We start from the raw sequence: 15,047 nt of genomic DNA on the forward strand, positions 1-15,047 counted from the left end.
GATTGTTGCCCATCGACGTGCCGATCATGCCAGCCATAGCTTTGCCTCATCGCACCAGCGGGGGGCGAAAGACGGACTCCGATCCGAGGGTTCGTGATCAACAGGAAATGGGGTAGAACAATGGCCGTTTGGGGTCTTGACGTCCAGCAGGTTCGGCAGCTCAGCACGCAGCTCAACCAGAAGGCGGGCGACATCGACAGCATCCTGTCGACGCTTACGAACGCGTTGAACGGCACGCAGTGGGAGGGTCCGGACGCGAACCAGTTCCGCAACGAGTGGAGCGGGCAGTACACGTCGTCGCTGCGGCAGGTGGCGCAGGCGTTGCGGGACGCGGCGAGCAAGGCGACGCAGAACGCAAACGCGCAGGAGCAGACGTCGAACGCGTGACGCGTGCGGGAGGGCGGGCCGGGGCTCGCTCTCCCGCCGGGTCCGGCTCACGGGGGTGAGTGATGGCAGGAATGTATGGGGCCGACGTCGCGCAGCTGCGTGAGCTCGCGCGCCAGTTCGACAGCTGTGCATCGCGTCTGGACAACGACCGGATGACGGTCGGCAGTGCGATCCAGATCAGCGCGTGGGTGGGACCGGTCGCGGTGCGATTCCGGCACGAATGGGACTCCGCCCACAGTCGCCGGGTGCATGCGGCCGCCGAGCGGCTTCGGGATGCCGCGGCGACGCTGCGAAGCAACGCCGACGATCAGGAGCGCACCAGCGCGGTCGGCGGCTCGCTGTCGATGTCAGCACCAAGCCATTCCGACGATCCTGGATGGGAGGGTACGCCTGAGGATGCCGAGCGATTCGAGAAGCTGCTCGATGAGATCAAGATCGCGGGAACGATCGTCGGAACTGTCGACGACGGTTCCGAACTGATCGACGCCTTGCGGGCAGGAGCAATCGACTACAAGTCGTTCGGTGAATGGGCATCGAAAGTCAAGGGGATGGATGCGGGAACCCTGCTCAGTCTCGCGGGCATGGGGATCACCGCGAAGGAGCTGGGCGAGGCCATCGGTTCGGACGATCCGGCAGCCACCTTCGAGTCGAGTCTCGACCTCATCATGGGGGCCGTGGGAGTCAAAGTACCGGGCGCAGGTCTCGCGTGGGACATCGGGAAGTTCCTTGGGGAGTCGGGTTACAACTCCGTACAGACGTTCTACGACTCCCCCGGTGGTGCGCTCGACTTCGCAGCCCGTCAGGTGTTCGGCGATGGCGCGACTTTCGACGGTCTGAGCCAATTCGATCGCGACATTCTGATGAAGCGCTACGACGGCATGGGTGGCCTTCTCGTCGGCTTCGTCGACACGGTCGGTGGTACGTGGGACGACTTCTGGAAGTTCGCCGCGGGAGGGCCGGGTCGTGGCCCGGCCGGGTCGTAAGGGGGAAGCGTGAGCGATGGCGCGAAGCCAGGACCGGCATGAAGAAGCGGTGTCGGGATGAATGTGTACGGCGCGGACGTCGCGCAGCTCAGAGAACTGGGCCGTCGATTCGAAGATGCCGCCGCGAGGCTGGAAGCGGGACGGATGTCCGTCGGCGATGCGATTCAGGTTAAAGCATGGTTCGGACCCGCGGCGATCGCCTTCCGTTACGAGTGGGAGTCCGACCACAGTCGCCGGATCCTCAATGCCGCAGAGCGGCTGCGCACCGCGGCGGCCGCTCTGCACAGCAATGCGCTCGAACAGGAGCGGACCAGCGCGGTCAGTGCCGCGGGCAGCGGGGCGACGGCGCGGCCACGGGTCGATCGCCCAGGCAGCTCGCTGGCAGCCAAGTGGGATGCCATGACCGACGAGGAGCGGCGGCGGCTTCCGTTGTCTCAGTTGACGGACGTCTACGGCTACGCGCCTTCGCTCCCGGCCCGAGTGCGCGACGAGGCGAATAGGATCGCCCTGGAGCGGTACCTAACGATGCCGTGTCCGGCGGGACCCGAGGCTGCGGTCGACCGGTACAGGCGGATGCTCGTCGCGATCGAGCAGGTGCAGGCGGCCCTCCGCGAGCATCCCGATGCACAGTTGCTCGTCTTCGATCCGGGCAGTGGTGACAGTGTCCACGTGGCGATCTCTCTCGGCGACATGGACACCGCTGACAACGTTGCCGTGCACACACAGGGTTGGACGTCTCGCGCTGACAAGGAGGGCGGGCTATCGGACCCGTTGGCCCGACTCGCTGCTCTGCGTGGTCATGTCGGGGGCGAGACGGCGATGGTGCTCTGGATGGACTACGACGCACCACAGAATCAGCCCTCTTTCGGGGATGTCTTCGGCATCGCGAACGCTCAGCAGACCCAGTACGGCGAGGCGGGCGCGGGACGTCTGGCGGACTTCGCCGAAGGCATCCGCGGGAACAATCCCGATGCACGTATCACCGCGCTGGGCCACTCTTATGGTTCCTACGTGACAGGACTCGCGGCCCAGCAGACTGATGTCTTCGACGCCGTCGTCGTCTTCGGCAGCCCGGGCGTCGGCGCATCGAGCCTTGACCAGCTGAATGTCGGACCGAACTTCTACGTCGTCGAGGCGCCGGGGGACATCATCGCCGACTCGGGTCAGTTCGGTGCTGACCCGAGCAGCATCCACGGTGCGAGACGCATCGCGGCGGATCCCATGCCTCAGTTCTTCATCGCTGCGCACGAGAGCTACTTGCGCGAGGGTAGCGCGAGCCAGCGGGGAATCGCGGATGTGGTGGCCGGGAGACGGTGAGGAGAAACTCATGGAACTGACGCCGGAGATAGAGCCAGCCGAGCTCGCGCGGATCGCGGCGCGGCGGCCCGATCTGCAGGCCGAGGTCGCGCGGCATCCGAATGCCTACGATGAGCTTCTCGATTGGTTGGCGCAGTACGGCACCGAAGATGCGAAGCTCGCCGTCGCTGAGCGGCGGGCCGCTGAAGGTCATCTCGTCTCAGCTGAACGCGCAGTTGAGGTGCCGCCCATCTTGGAAGGGCGGTCGGGCGATGAGCCTCGAGCGGACCAGTGGCAGGAGGTCGACGAGTCCGTTGCCCGGCCCGAGGGGAGCTCGGGACCTCGGGAGATCGGGCAGCGCAAGGCGCCGTCACGACGCCAGTGGTTCGCTTTCGGCGCTCTGGCCGGTGTTGTCCTGGTGGCCGCAGCGGTATGGATGGGCGTGAGCGTGACCGCGAGCAATGCTCGCGCGGCGGAAGAGGCCCAGGCGGTCGCCGACGAAGCGGCGAAGCAGCACGAGATTTCGTTGCGAAACACCAAGATCACCATCCGTGTGGTCACTGATTCGGGCGTAACTGCGGCCGGCATTCTGGTCCGGGTGACCGGTGATGACTACTCGGATCAAGTCACCGTGACGAGCGCCGGGAACGGGACCGTAGTGGTGGGGGCGGCCGGGTCATTCGTCGTCACACTCGACAAAGAATCCATGCCGGAGGGGTATTCACTGCTGTCGGACGCTTCTCAGACGGTGTACGCGAACCTCGGAGTGACGTCTCCGGTGACGTTCGAGATTGACGCGCCCGATCCCGAACCCACCGAAGAACCGGAGGTAGCACCTCCTGCGCCGAAGGCGCAGTGGTCGTTTGCCACCTCCGCGGGATACAGCTACGACCTCGACATCCAGGTTGGACATCCGACGGCGAGCGGCGCGAACGGAAAGACCACTATCGGCACAGGACTAGACGCCACATCCACGCCCAACAACATCGGCGCAGGGTGTACTGACTTCGACCCGAGCACAGACATCGCTGTGCCGCTTGTGATCACACTGCGTCCGACCACTGCCGGCTTCGATACGCCGATGAAGGCAAGTTTTCGCGTCGAGCATGTCCCTGCGGCCGACGAGCCGCGTAACGCCACACCCCCCGAGTCGTTCATGACGGCGTTCGTTGTGTCCGAGCAGTTCTACTCAACCGGGCCGGAGTGCACGGATTGGGGAAGGTGGACGAACACCACAGAGAGGGTGAACGTGTTGTGGAATGAGGGGCTGGCTGCGGGAAGCCGCGGCGTGTTCAACATGACGGTAATCGTCAAGAACTACAAGACACCGAATCACCCGGGTGGGGATCCCGCAATTCTGGATTGGCTATCTATCGCACCGATCGATAGCGCGACAGCGGTCGATTCCGTCGGGATCTACACCAGACAAAGCGGGCCGAAGGCCGTCACGCTATCGGGAAAGGTCGTGGAGTGATGGCCAAACCTCACAAGTATGCGTGGAACGGGTTGGATGCCGAGACGGCGCTTCCCATCGAGACCGTCGCCAACATGGCGCAGCGGGCGGCTCTGGAGAGCACGGGGGACCTGCTGAAGGGCAAACACCGCATCGTCTCGGTGAAGTCGACCGATCGCTCGATCGAGTTCCGCATCAACGACTTCCTCATCTCGTTCAACAAGCTGCTCCTGTTCGCGCTGACGTTTACGGAGCGCAACGGTCGGGTCTTCGCCTCGACCTCGATCGACTGGTACCTCACGTCGCAGACCACCGTCGGCGGGTTCATCCCGGTGAGTGCGAAGACGATGGTCGCCCACCACACCTTCATGCAGTTCGTCCGGAACCTCGCGGCTCAGATCGCGGCGGCGGACCCCACGGCGCGCATCACCGTGCGCGAAGGGGTGCAGGCGGTCGCGGCCGCTTCTCCTGCTCCTCCGTCCCCGACCCCGGCTGTCGCGGCTTCTCCGGTTCCCCCGCCCCCGGTTCCAGCGGTCCCGCCGCCCCCGTCGGAGTTCTCGGTTCCCCCGGTCCCGCCGCCTCCGCTTGTCCCGTCAGCGGCAGCGTCTGCCGTCCCCCCGGTCCCGCCCCCGCCCGCGGTTCCTCCGGTTCCTCCAGTCCCGCTGTTGCCCGCGGTCCCGCCGCCCCCGTCGGCGTCGGCACCGGACCCCGCAGTCGCCGGCGTCCCCCGGTCCCGCCCCCGCCCGGTGCTGCGGCGGCCGAGGCTCCCTCGATCCCTCCCCCGCCACCACCGGCGTCGACACCCGCTCCGGACGTTGCGGGGGTCGCGAGTCGGGTGCCCGAGGGCCCGTCGGCGCCGACCCAGGGCGCGTCGCTCGTCACCGGTATCCCGGGGGCGAATCCACCGGCAGCTCCTGTTGCGCCGGTCCCCGCACCGCCGGTGGAGGCGCTGGCTTCCGCAGCGCCGAATCCACTCGCGGCGCAGATGTTCGCCGAGGACGAGGACCTCGAGTCCACGCGGATGAGCCAGTCCCAGAGGGAGGCGAAGCAGTGGGCGGTGGTCCTCGACGACGGGCGCGAGATCGGCATCCGCGGCGCCGGAGTCGTGCTGGGACGCCTCCCCTCGGCGCCGGAGTCTCATCCGACGGCTGCTCCGCTGGCCGTCGACGACCCGTACAAGTCGGTGTCGAAGACGCACGCCGTTGTCGCGGTCGAGGGCGGGATGCTGTGGGTCACCGATCTGCATTCCACAAACGGCACGAAGGTGACCAATGAGATCGGCGAGGCCACGTCGTGCCCGCCGGGTGTCGCCGTGCCCGCCGGCGCGGGGTGGAGCATCTCGATGGGGGAGTTCACGATGCGAGTACGACTGGGGGAATGACATGTGGAGCGTCTATGACACGCTGATCCTGATCACGGGACTGCTCACCGCGGCGATCGCGGCGATCCCCGTCGAGGCGATCGAGAAGAAGACCCGGATCATCGCCGTGGCCGTCGGTGCTGGACTCGTGCTGCTCTCGTTCGTGCTGGGGAGCCTCCAGTCCTTCCAATACCCCGGTCTCGTCGTGATCGCGCCGGTCATCCCGCTCATCGCGGCCGGGGCGATCGTCAAACACGCAAAGGATGTCGAGAAGTTCCGCGCGACGGTCGGAGAGGCGGAAGCCTCCTCGTCGACCGGAGAGACCGAGGGGGTCGCGGCGTCGAATGCTGCTGCAGCCCTGCAGCAGGAGACGGGGGGAGCGTCCGATTCGCGTGAGCAGTCGTGGGCGGCGCTGTTCGATCCGGCGATCGGCCCTGATCGCCTGGCAGAGATCGCCGCTCAGCATCCGGAGTTCGCCCCGCAGATCGCGGCGCACCCGCAGTGCTATCCGGATCTGCGGGACTGGGCACGGTCGGCGAGTTCCGACGAATCGCGACCGGTCTCGGATGCGGGCGGTGTCGCATGAGCGGGGGGATCGTCGACGGCAGCGAGCGTGACGCGGCCTGGTACGCGCTGCACTCCCCCGACACGGATGCGGCCCGCCTCGCGCGAATCGCGGAGGCGTACCCGGAGTTCGCCCCGCAGATCGCGGTCCACCCGAATGCGTATCCGGAACTGGTCGCGTGGCCCGCGTCCCGGGGTGCGACAGCACTTCCTGCGCCTCAGGCGACGCCGCCGATCGCCCCGCCCGGGCACGTCGCTGAGCAGCCCGGGCACGTCGCTGCACAGCCCGGGTACGCTGCGCAGCCCGGGTATGCCGCGCAGCCCGGATACCCGGCACCCGCACACCCCGTGCTCGCGCGACCCTCGCGCAACACGGGGCTGTGGTTCTTCGCGTTCCTCTTCGTCGCTGCGGGGCCGATCGCCGCCTCGATGATCGCGCTCAATCCACCGACGGCGCCCCCAGGCGCGTTTCCCGCTTACGCCCTCCTGCACGCGGTGGGGCCTCTGGTGATGCTGATCCCGATCCTCGTGAGCGCCCCGGCTGGCGGGAGGCCTCTCGCGGGTGCGCTGCTTGCACTACTCGCCGGCGCCGCGGGGGTGCTTGGCGTGGGCTTCTCGGCGCAGCTCGGCGTGCTCGGAGGAATCCCCATCATCGCGTTGTTCCTCGCGTGGGCGCTCTGTCGACCTCTCTTCGGCTGGGGCTACGCGGGGCTGCTGGTGCTTGTTCCGCTGGAGATCGTCGCAGGACTGATCGGTATCGTCCTGATGTTCCAGCTCGCATATACCGGGCTCGGCATCCAAACGGCGCTGTTCGTCTATGCGCTCGTGCTCAACTTCGTCATCCCGCTGCTCACCGCCGTGCTCGCGACAGTGTGGAGCAACGCGAGCGAGCGGCGCCGGACCGTCGCGACGGCTTCGCCGTATGGGGTGCGGGGGTAAGTGCGGTGGATCGCCTAGAGGCCTGGCGGCTCCTGCACGAACCCGAGACGGATGCCTCGACGCTGGCGAGCATCGCGGCGGAGCATCCGGAGTTCGCCGAGAAGATCGCGGCTCACCCAAACTGCTACGAGGCTCTTGCGTCGTGGGCACGGTCGGCGACGGAGGCTTCCTCGGCGACCCCGTCGCCTGAGGTGCACGGATCGCCGGCCGACCAGACTTCGGCCGTGGAGTCGAAGAGCGCTGACGTGCGGACCGAAGCTCCGCCGCAGGAAGCCCATGGTTCCCGCCGGCACCGCCAGGGGATGGTGATCGGCGCCGCCGCTATCGTCGGCCTGCTCGCAGTGGGTGGCGGCGTGTGGGCGCTGGCGGCTGTCAATGCGGGCGCCGGCACCGATCCGTCGGGATCGATGTCGGCGGGTTCCGCGACGGCATCCACCGCGCCGATGCTCGACGGCCCGCCGGTGTACGTCGGCGACGAGCTCGCCTGGCTTCTTCCCGACGATGCTGAGCTGCGGTCGCTGTTTCCCGGCATCGGAACGATCATGCGCGGTGCCGAGCTGAGCGGAATCGGCGAGACCGAGGGCGCCCACCCGGTCCCGGAGGACTGCTGGGTCTGGTATTGGGGTGACGATTGGGCCGTGACAGGTATGCGCACGGCCTCCTGGGATGCGGGGGTCGTCTCGGTACGAGGGTTTCCGACTCCCGCCGAGGCCGAAGCGTTCTTCGCTTCTCACCGGGACACGATCGGGGTATGCGCGGATTTCGCTGTGGCGGACTCGACCGGGACCGAATTCAGTCGCATCACGGTCGAACCGCTTGCCGTCCCCGCTGAGATCGTCGACCTGATCGCCGTGCACCGGGTCGAGCCCGGAGAGTACGGGGACGACAGTCTGCAACTTCTCAGCCTCACGGGGAACACGGTTTCTCAGGTGCGCGTGGCGTGGGAGGAGACGTTCCGCGACGTGTCGACGCTCGCAGACGTCATGGCGGCGACGCGGGACGAGGCGGCGGCGGAGCTTGTCGAGCGGATCGGGATCCGTTGACCTAGCCGAAGATGCCGCTGCGAGTGGCCGCCGAGAGCGTGCGGGTGGCGTCTTCAACGGTGATGGCGGTGAGCTCAAGACCCGGCATTGTGTTCTCGATCGAGGAGTCTCCGAAGCCGGATGAGCCATCTGCGGTGAACGTCAGCAGATGGCCGGAGCGGTCGGTAACGAGATAGTCCGTCCAGCCCGCGACGAGGTATGAGCGGTAGGTCCCCCGGGGAAGGCGCCGGCGAGACCAGCACTCGGGTTGCCGAGTCGTATTCCGCGAGCATGCGGCAGGAACGCCCCCGACGGTCCCGGCGCATAGCTAGACGGCGGTCGTGAGACCGAGATCGATTCGATCGTGCCCTCGGACGTGACCGCGACCAGGCCGATCGATTCGATCTCCCATCTCCCATCGTCGGTTTCAACGAGTTCAGGGGCCGCCTCAAGCGCCTCGGCTTCGGTCATCCCGAGCTCGAGAGGACCGATCCCGTCGAAGTCGATCTCCCACTGACCCGCGTCCGTCGCGGACGCCGACGATACGCATCGGCACACGATGATCGTGAGCACGGTGTCGGTGTTGGGGTCGTAGGTCACGCGGTAGCCGACACGGCTACCGAGCTGGGCCTGGTAGACGACGGTGTTCACCTCGCTCATGTCTGCGGTGACGGGAGCGCCATAGGTGGCTTCGAGGGAGGCGAGCGTACTTCCGGCCCCGAATCGCTCGGCGTTCTGGGTAGCTGTGTCGGCCGGGACGATCGAGTAGACGCGGTCGTCGCGCAGTTCGACGGTTCCCCAGCCGCAGTCGATCACGACGATGATCACGCCGTCGCGTCTATATGTGTCGATGATCTCGGAGTCGCCGATGAGGCTCCGCACCTCGGCGAGTGTCATGCCCAGCTCGATGCCCTCGTACCCCCGGGCGCTCAAGACGGTGCGGTCGTTGAGGGTGGCGGCCTTGAGGCGCGACAGTAGCTCATCAGGATTGGACGCCGACACCGCCGTGCCACCGCCGACCCCGCCGATGCATGTCATCTGCTGCTGGGCTTCCTCATCGTCGTCGACCCCGAACGCGACGACGTTGATGTTCACGAGCGGGTTGTCGTGGTGCAGCTCGGCGGCGACCTCGCACGAGGTCGGCGGCGCGCAGGTGTCGACACCGTCGGAGATCAGCACGATGTTGCCAGCCTGATCGGCGGGGAGCATGGACATGGCGATCCGCAGCGCCGGCCCGATCGGTGTGAAGCCGGACTGGGTGACGCTGTTGACGGATGCGTTGAGGGATTGGGCGTCGGCCGGTTGGAGGGGGAGAGAGTCTTCACGTCCTGACAGCCTGCAGCGCGCTCGGCATCCGTATTACCCGTACCTGTGCCGAAGACGAGAAGCCCCACTTCCGCGTTGTCGGGGAGAGCGTCGATGGTCGCAACCGTCGCCTGCTTGGCCACGTCCATGCGTGTCACACCGGGGGATGTTTCGCGGATCATCGAGCCGGATGCGTCGAGGATGATGATCGTCGGCGGGATCTCGTCGCCCGCTGTCGCTCGGGCTATGGCGGGAGACATGCCGGTAATCGTCGCCGCGAGCACGACCGTCAGGGCGATAGGTGCCATCATGGACGTCAGAACGGACCTCATGTTGCGGCGCATCCCTTCCTCGGCCTCAGCATAGGGAGGCGGCGCGCCGACATCGATGGGGAATCTTGCCCACCGGTTCGCTGGTACTCAGGGTCGAGGCGTGTGACTCAGCCCGAGTAGCCGCCGTAGCGGGCGATCGTGCTGAGGAACTGGAGGGTCGCGAGGGTGATCTGGGCCGAGACCACGACGCCGACGATGATGCCGACCACCTGGGCGGCGATGAGGCCCCAGAGCGGTGCCCAGCCGGTGCCGGTGCGGCGGATGGCGACGACGATGCGGCCGATGGGGTAGACGATCGACAGGAACATCCACGGCCACGGGAAGGGGCGGTCGATGCCGCGGCTGTGCAGTTCGCGCTGGTCCAGGTACGCGAACCAGACGCTGAAGCCGTAGATCGCGAAGCCGAAGAGCGTGATCGCCCACCACCAGGGCGAGAAGAAGATGTCGAACGGCTGCATGAACAGGCGCAGATCGGGCATATGGTCGGGCTGCGTGTAGGTGTTGAACTGCCAGCCGTGCATGAAGAAGAGCATCGAACGCCACGGCACGAGAAGTGCCAGCAATGACGAGGCCAGCGGGAGCAGCACGATGAGCCAGATCCAGACGGTGTTCGTGTCGACGCCGGGGCTCTTGCGCGGTTCAGGTCGGGTCGGGGGTGCTGCCGGAGTTGCCGCCGCGGGTTGTGCTGCTGGGGTGGGTGCGGAGGTGTGTGCGGTCCAGGCGGTGCCGTCCCAGAAGCGGAGGATGCCGGGGGCCATCGGGTCGGGGTACCAGCCGGCGGGCGGCTGTTGGGGCGTCGACATGAGTGTCCTCCCGTTCGCGAGTTCCGTGCCCCACTCTAGGTCGGCGACGGATGCTGCGTCAGGGGGCTATCCCCCGTGTCAGTGCTCGTATCAGTGCAGGTCGAGGTCGCCCCACGTGCCGGGGGCGGGGAGGTCGGCGTAGCGGATGTCGACAGCATCCGTTCCGACGGATGCCGCACACACGAGCAGCGAAAGGGTGGGGTAGCCGAGGGGCCGGTTGTCGCGGATGATGGCGCGGTCATCGACGGGGCCGAGCTCCGCGCTGCGGGCGAGAACGTCAAGCCAGGGCTGGTACCAGGGCGTGCCGTCGGCGGGCCGGGCATCCGGGGCGGCGAGACGGAAGTGTTCGAGCCAGTGCGAGATGCGGGCGGTGGCGGGATCGTCGACGTCGTCGTGGGCGATCATGTGGATGCCGGGTTCGATCTCCGTCTCTCGCCGGATGGCCCCGTCCCACGAGATGACGCGGGCCGAGGTCGCATCGACCTCGAGCAGGTTGAAGCCGCGCATGGCGGGGCGTTCATCGGGCGAGTGGCCGAGAACGGAGTCGAGCGGGAGAGTGCCGCGCGAGAGGACTGCCGTGTCGGGCAGGTGGTCGCCACCGGCGCGGTTGAGCAGGACGGCGAGGCGGCGGGTGTCGGCATCCGTCGCGAGCCAGGCGCCGCCCGCGCGGATGTCTTGTACGCCGAGGATCGACGGATGCTCGGGCCACCAATGCCCGAGGGGGTTCCAGGGGCGGTTCGGGTCTTCGTCGCGGATCGCGAGCAGACGAACGGGCGTGCCCGGGTCGGTCGGGACGTCGATGATGACAGTGCACATGGGGGTTCCCTGCGCCAGTCGTGGGAGACTGGGCGCGTGTTCGTTGTCGTCGGAGTCACGGGCGGAATCGCCGCATACAAGACGGTACATCTGGTCAGGCGCCTGATCGGCGAGGGCCATGAGGTGCACGTTGTGCCGACCTCTGACGCGCTGCGGTTCGTCGGGCAGCCGACGTGGGAGGCCATCAGTCGCAATCCCGTGACGACGTCGGTGCATGAGGATGTCGCGACGGTGCGGCACGTGTCTCTCGGGCAACGGGCAGACCTGGTGATCGTCGCGCCGGCTACCGCGAACACGCTCGCGAAGATGGCCGCGGGCCTTGCTGATGATCTGCTCGGCACGACGCTGCTGGCGACGACCGCGCCGGTCGTGGTGGCGCCGGCGATGCACACGGAGATGTGGCGGCATCCGGCGACGCAGGAGAACATGCGGGTGTTGCGATCACGTGGGGTGCACGTCGTCGGGCCGGCCAATGGTCCGCTGACCGGTGGTGATTCGGGCCCGGGACGGATGAGCGAGCCCGATGAGATCGCGGATGTTGCGCTCGCGGTGGTCGCTGCGGCGGGACCCGGGCGCGCTCAGGATCTTGCGGGGCTGCGGGTTGTCGTGTCGGCGGGTGGGACGCGGGAGCCGCTGGATCCGGTGCGGTTTCTCGGGAACCGGTCGAGCGGGCGGCAGGGCGTTGCGCTCGCGGTCGCTGCGGCTGATCGGGGTGCCGAGGTGACACTCGTTGCGGCTCACATTGATGGCGAGGTGATCGGCGAGGTGCTCGGCGGGGTGCGGGGCCGGGTGACGGTGGTGTCGGTGGGGACGGCGCTGGAGATGCAGGATGCCGTGACGGATGCCGCATCCGGTGCTGACGTCGTGGTGATGGCGGCCGCGGTGGCTGACTACCGGCCGGCCGAGGTTGCGGAGTCGAAGCTCACCAAGGAGGCGCAGGGCGATCGGTTGACCCTGGAACTCGTCGAGAATCCCGACATCGTTGCGGGGCTCGCGGCGGCGCGGCGACCGGGGCAGACGGTCGTGGCGTTCGCGGCGGAGACCTCGTCGGGCGACGAGCTGCTGGAGCGGGCGCGGCGCAAGCGGGAGCGCAAGGATGTCGATCTGCTCGTCGTCAACGAGGTGGGGTGGACGCGCGGCTTCGAGACTGCCGACAACGAGATTGTCGTGATCGGTCGCGCCGGTGGGGTCGCCGCGCAGACGTCGGGGTCGAAGCGTGAGGTCGCGGATGCCGTGTGGGATGCGGTGGTGGCTACCCGTCGCTAGGTGGCCGAGAGGTCGCTACGGGAGGATCTCGATGGCGGTGTGGTCGTCGAAGCGCAAGACCTCGAAGTGCCGCCGATCGAGGGTCGCGATCTGCCGGGTGCGGTAGGCGTCTGCGAGCACGATGTTGGAGGCATCCGTGAGGCCGATCGGCTGGTCTGCGTAACGTCGCACGATCTCTGTGGCGACACGGATGCGTGCGCTGGTCATGTCGGCCAGTTCCCACGCGCCAGAGGTGAGTTCGTCGAGCACGACGAGTTCGGCATCCGACCCGTGTCGGGTGAGGACAAGGTAGTCGAGTTCGGCGATCACGTACGGCGAGACGATGAGCGGGGCGTCCGTGTTCTCAATGATGCGAGCCACATCGGTGTGGCGCGGCTCGTTCGCGTCGAAGTAAGCGAGGAGTGCGCTCGTGTCGACGATCACTCGCCGAACCCTGCGAGGAGTTCATCGGCGCGTTCGGCGATCGGTTCGCTGCCCGTGAAGATGGCACCGCGGGGCGCGCGGGGAGTCTGCGAAAGGCCGTGGCGAAGAGTCTCGCGAATGACGTCAGCTTCTGAGCTGCCCTGACGCGCGGCTTCGAGCTCGATGGCACGCTTCAGATCGTCGGGGAGGTACAGCGTGGTCTTCACCATGCCACATATGGTACCACCCGTGGCTCTTTCACTCGCCGGTGAGGTAGCGAGCGACGGCGGTCTGAACGTCTGTCCCCTCGGTGTCGGCCAGTGATCGGATGCCTGCCGCGACAGCCACGACGGTGGCCTCGAGGACGAGCTTGCCTCGGTAGCGCGCGATGAGTTGTGAGAGCGAATCGAAGGCTCGTCCGTGGGAAGCGCGGCGAAGGATGTCTTCGGCTGCCGCGTCGGCGGGGGCGCTCAGGTGAGGCATCCGTGCTGCGCCGAAGCGCGTGCCAGCGCGTGTTGCCCAGGTGTCGAGGGTGCCGAGCCCGGCGCCGATGACGTGGGAGACGGCGGGCATGGTGCTGGCGGGTTCGGGTTCGGGCGGTACCGACTCGATGAGCGCTCGGGCAAGGTCGATGTTGCCGCCGTGGAGTGCGTCGGATGTCAGACGCAGGACGGTGAGGGCGCGCTGTCGGTCGTCGCCGACGGGTGTGAAGCGTTCGAGGTTCCGCCGTTCGGTCGCGCGGGCCAGGGCGGCGTTGAGCTTGTCGAGATCGGGGACGACACCGTTCTCGAGATCGATGCCCTCTTCGGCGAGGAGGGGCGCCATCTCGGAGAGAAGCTCGGCGGCCATGCCGGGCTTGTGGACCACGCCGAGTTCTGCCATCCGCGCGCGCAGGGCGGGGTCGGCGAAGGGGTTGCTGTCGTCGGCATCCGTATCGATGTCGTCGGTCTGCTCGAACGACTCGGCTCCCTCAGCGAGGGCCGCGAGCAGGCCGGTAGCAAAGACGCCGCGCAAGGCCTCTGGAACGACGAATCGGGTGGCGGGGTGGTTGTGGATCGGTTCGGCCAGGTCGAGATCGGCGAGCATCTGCCAGTCGCGTTCGACACGGGGGACGAATAGTTCGTCGATCTCGGTGCGGGGTGCGGGCTTGTCGACGGCGTCGGGGATGAGGGCCGCGAGCGCATGTGTGACGCGCACCCGGAAGAGTGAAGCATCCCAGGCGGAGGGGCCGGGGGAGGTCGCCGAGGACGGTATCGGATACGACGAGAGCGACCACCTCGGATGCGACATCCAGGGGTGGTGTCGGCTCGGTTCGCCAGCGCTGAGATGCGCGCCCGGGCCGTACCCGGGATGCAGTGAGCTCGAGCACGTCGGTGTCGAGGAGGGCTCGCCACCAAGCGGCGAGCGGCTCGAGGTGCCACATCGACTGCACGTAGGTGATGCCGTCTGCGATCGCGGTCTGTCCGTGCAGGTCACCGGTCGCGGGGAGGGTGCGTGCTCCTGCGGCGCGGAGTCCGAGGGCTGCTGCGGCGGGTTCGATGTCGGACAAGCGGAGGGCGCCGGTGTCGGTGATGGGGCGGGAGGTGCTGATCCAGTCGAGGAGCTTTGTCACGCCGTCGATGACTTTCGTGTGGGCGAGGGCGTCGGCGATGACGGCGGGGTCGCGGGTTTCGGCATCCGTGATGATCGCCTCGAGCATGGCGCTGATGCCGGTGTCGTCGTCGAGGACGTCTTCGAGTTCGTCATGGGCCTGGTGCCAGCGGGGGTCGCGGGAGGTCTCGAGTCGGAAGTGCACGTAGTCGTGGAAGAGGTCGACCATGCCGGTGGCGTTGGGCCCGATGTCGAGCAGCATGTCGGCGATGTCGGCGGTGTCACTCGGCTCCAGGATGTCGAGCCCGGATCTCTTGGTGATGTCGAACAGGTGGCCGACTGCCCCGGCTGCGTTATGCGGGTCGCTCAGTGGGGTGTCGGATGCTGCGAGCCACCGCTCGAAGTCGCGGGCAATGCGGCGGTCGACGAAGGACAGGCCGCGATTCGCGGGGTTTCCGGATGGCGCCTTCTTGCGTTTGGACACGAGTCTCCAGGGGTCGGCGTGGCGTGGTGCGGCGCGGTTCGGGAG

Annotated in this window: 18 protein-coding genes; 9 read left to right on the top strand and 9 right to left on the bottom strand. The window is 67.5% G+C overall.

What is annotated here, in order from left to right:
- Positions 1–120 precede the first annotated feature (120 nt).
- From IT882_RS02285 to IT882_RS02300, 4 genes are all read left to right on the top strand, one after another.
- Positions 121–387: a WXG100 family type VII secretion target gene (locus IT882_RS02285; RefSeq protein ID WP_195692992.1), complete on the top strand. Its 267-nt coding sequence runs from the start codon at positions 121–123 to the stop codon at positions 385–387.
- Positions 388–449: 62 nt separating this feature from the next.
- Complete coding sequence (locus IT882_RS02290) at positions 450–1,370, top strand: hypothetical protein (RefSeq protein WP_195692993.1); 921 nt, start codon at positions 450–452, stop codon at positions 1,368–1,370.
- Between the two features lie 57 nt (positions 1,371–1,427).
- Positions 1,428–2,687 (top strand): alpha/beta hydrolase, encoded by a 1,260-nt coding sequence (locus IT882_RS02295; RefSeq protein WP_195692994.1) that lies wholly within the window; start codon positions 1,428–1,430, stop codon positions 2,685–2,687.
- Between the two features lie 127 nt (positions 2,688–2,814).
- Entirely contained in the window at positions 2,815–4,140 is a 1,326-nt protein-coding gene (locus IT882_RS02300; RefSeq protein ID WP_229382252.1) for a hypothetical protein, read from the top strand.
- A gap of 10 nt (positions 4,141–4,150) precedes the next feature.
- Here IT882_RS02300 and IT882_RS02305 read toward each other — a convergent pair whose 3' ends face one another.
- On the bottom strand, positions 4,151–4,489 hold the full coding sequence (locus IT882_RS02305) for a hypothetical protein (protein ID WP_195692996.1): 339 nt from the start codon (positions 4,487–4,489) through the stop codon (positions 4,151–4,153).
- A 465-nt stretch (positions 4,490–4,954) separates the two neighbouring features.
- On the opposite strand from IT882_RS02305, the gene IT882_RS02310 reads away from it, so the two are divergent.
- Genes IT882_RS02310 through IT882_RS02325 form a run of 4 tightly spaced genes read left to right on the top strand, consistent with a single transcriptional unit; the run spans position 4,955 to position 8,025 of the window.
- Positions 4,955–5,500: an FHA domain-containing protein gene (locus IT882_RS02310; protein ID WP_195692997.1), complete on the top strand. Its 546-nt coding sequence runs from the start codon at positions 4,955–4,957 to the stop codon at positions 5,498–5,500.
- Between the two features lies 1 nt (position 5,501).
- Positions 5,502–6,065 carry a hypothetical protein gene (locus IT882_RS02315; RefSeq protein WP_195692998.1) on the top strand — a complete coding sequence of 188 codons (564 nt, stop codon included), beginning with the start codon at positions 5,502–5,504 and terminating at the stop codon, positions 6,063–6,065.
- Positions 6,062–6,982 carry a hypothetical protein gene (locus IT882_RS02320; protein WP_195692999.1) on the top strand — a complete coding sequence of 307 codons (921 nt, stop codon included), beginning with the start codon at positions 6,062–6,064 and terminating at the stop codon, positions 6,980–6,982. The genes IT882_RS02315 and IT882_RS02320 overlap by 4 nt, the downstream gene beginning before the upstream one ends.
- A 5-nt stretch (positions 6,983–6,987) precedes the next feature.
- Entirely contained in the window at positions 6,988–8,025 is a 1,038-nt protein-coding gene (locus tag IT882_RS02325; protein WP_195693000.1) for a sensor domain-containing protein, read from the top strand.
- A 141-nt stretch (positions 8,026–8,166) separates the two neighbouring features.
- Here IT882_RS02325 and IT882_RS02330 read toward each other — a convergent pair whose 3' ends face one another.
- From IT882_RS02330 to IT882_RS02345, 4 genes are all read right to left on the bottom strand, one after another.
- Positions 8,167–9,219: a hypothetical protein gene (locus IT882_RS02330; protein WP_195693001.1), complete on the bottom strand. Its 1,053-nt coding sequence runs from the start codon at positions 9,217–9,219 to the stop codon at positions 8,167–8,169.
- Positions 9,177–9,641, bottom strand: a complete 465-nt coding sequence (locus IT882_RS02335; protein ID WP_195693002.1) for a VWA domain-containing protein — start codon at positions 9,639–9,641, stop codon at positions 9,177–9,179. Before IT882_RS02335 ends, IT882_RS02330 begins: the two co-directional genes overlap by 43 nt.
- 107 nt (positions 9,642–9,748) lie before the next feature.
- A complete protein-coding gene (locus IT882_RS02340) occupies positions 9,749–10,444 on the bottom strand; it encodes a DUF2510 domain-containing protein (RefSeq protein WP_195693003.1) in 696 nt (231 codons plus the stop codon).
- Between the two features lie 90 nt (positions 10,445–10,534).
- Complete coding sequence (locus IT882_RS02345; protein ID WP_195693004.1) at positions 10,535–11,260, bottom strand: NRDE family protein; 726 nt, start codon at positions 11,258–11,260, stop codon at positions 10,535–10,537.
- Between the two features lie 36 nt (positions 11,261–11,296).
- Between IT882_RS02345 and coaBC the strand changes: the two genes are divergently transcribed.
- A complete protein-coding gene (gene coaBC / locus IT882_RS02350) occupies positions 11,297–12,526 on the top strand; it encodes a bifunctional phosphopantothenoylcysteine decarboxylase/phosphopantothenate--cysteine ligase CoaBC (RefSeq protein WP_195693005.1) in 1,230 nt (409 codons plus the stop codon).
- Between the two features lie 15 nt (positions 12,527–12,541).
- Here the strand turns inward: coaBC and IT882_RS02355 are convergent, their stop codons facing one another.
- Genes IT882_RS02355 through IT882_RS02370 form a run of 4 tightly spaced genes read right to left on the bottom strand, consistent with a single transcriptional unit; the run spans position 12,542 to position 15,002 of the window.
- Positions 12,542–12,949: a PIN domain-containing protein gene (locus IT882_RS02355; protein WP_195693006.1), complete on the bottom strand. Its 408-nt coding sequence runs from the start codon at positions 12,947–12,949 to the stop codon at positions 12,542–12,544.
- Positions 12,946–13,158, bottom strand: coding sequence for a CopG family transcriptional regulator (locus IT882_RS02360; RefSeq protein ID WP_195693007.1), 213 nt, complete (start codon positions 13,156–13,158; stop codon positions 12,946–12,948). The genes IT882_RS02355 and IT882_RS02360 overlap by 4 nt, the downstream gene beginning before the upstream one ends.
- 28 nt (positions 13,159–13,186) lie before the next feature.
- A complete protein-coding gene (locus IT882_RS02365) occupies positions 13,187–13,942 on the bottom strand; it encodes a hypothetical protein (protein ID WP_195693008.1) in 756 nt (251 codons plus the stop codon).
- Positions 13,899–15,002, bottom strand: a complete 1,104-nt coding sequence (locus IT882_RS02370) for a hypothetical protein (protein WP_195693009.1) — start codon at positions 15,000–15,002, stop codon at positions 13,899–13,901. The genes IT882_RS02365 and IT882_RS02370 overlap by 44 nt, the downstream gene beginning before the upstream one ends.
- Positions 15,003–15,047 lie beyond the last annotated feature (45 nt).

The organism is Microbacterium schleiferi, from assembly GCF_015565955.1.
GTDB lineage: Bacteria > Actinomycetota > Actinomycetes > Actinomycetales > Microbacteriaceae > Microbacterium > Microbacterium schleiferi_A.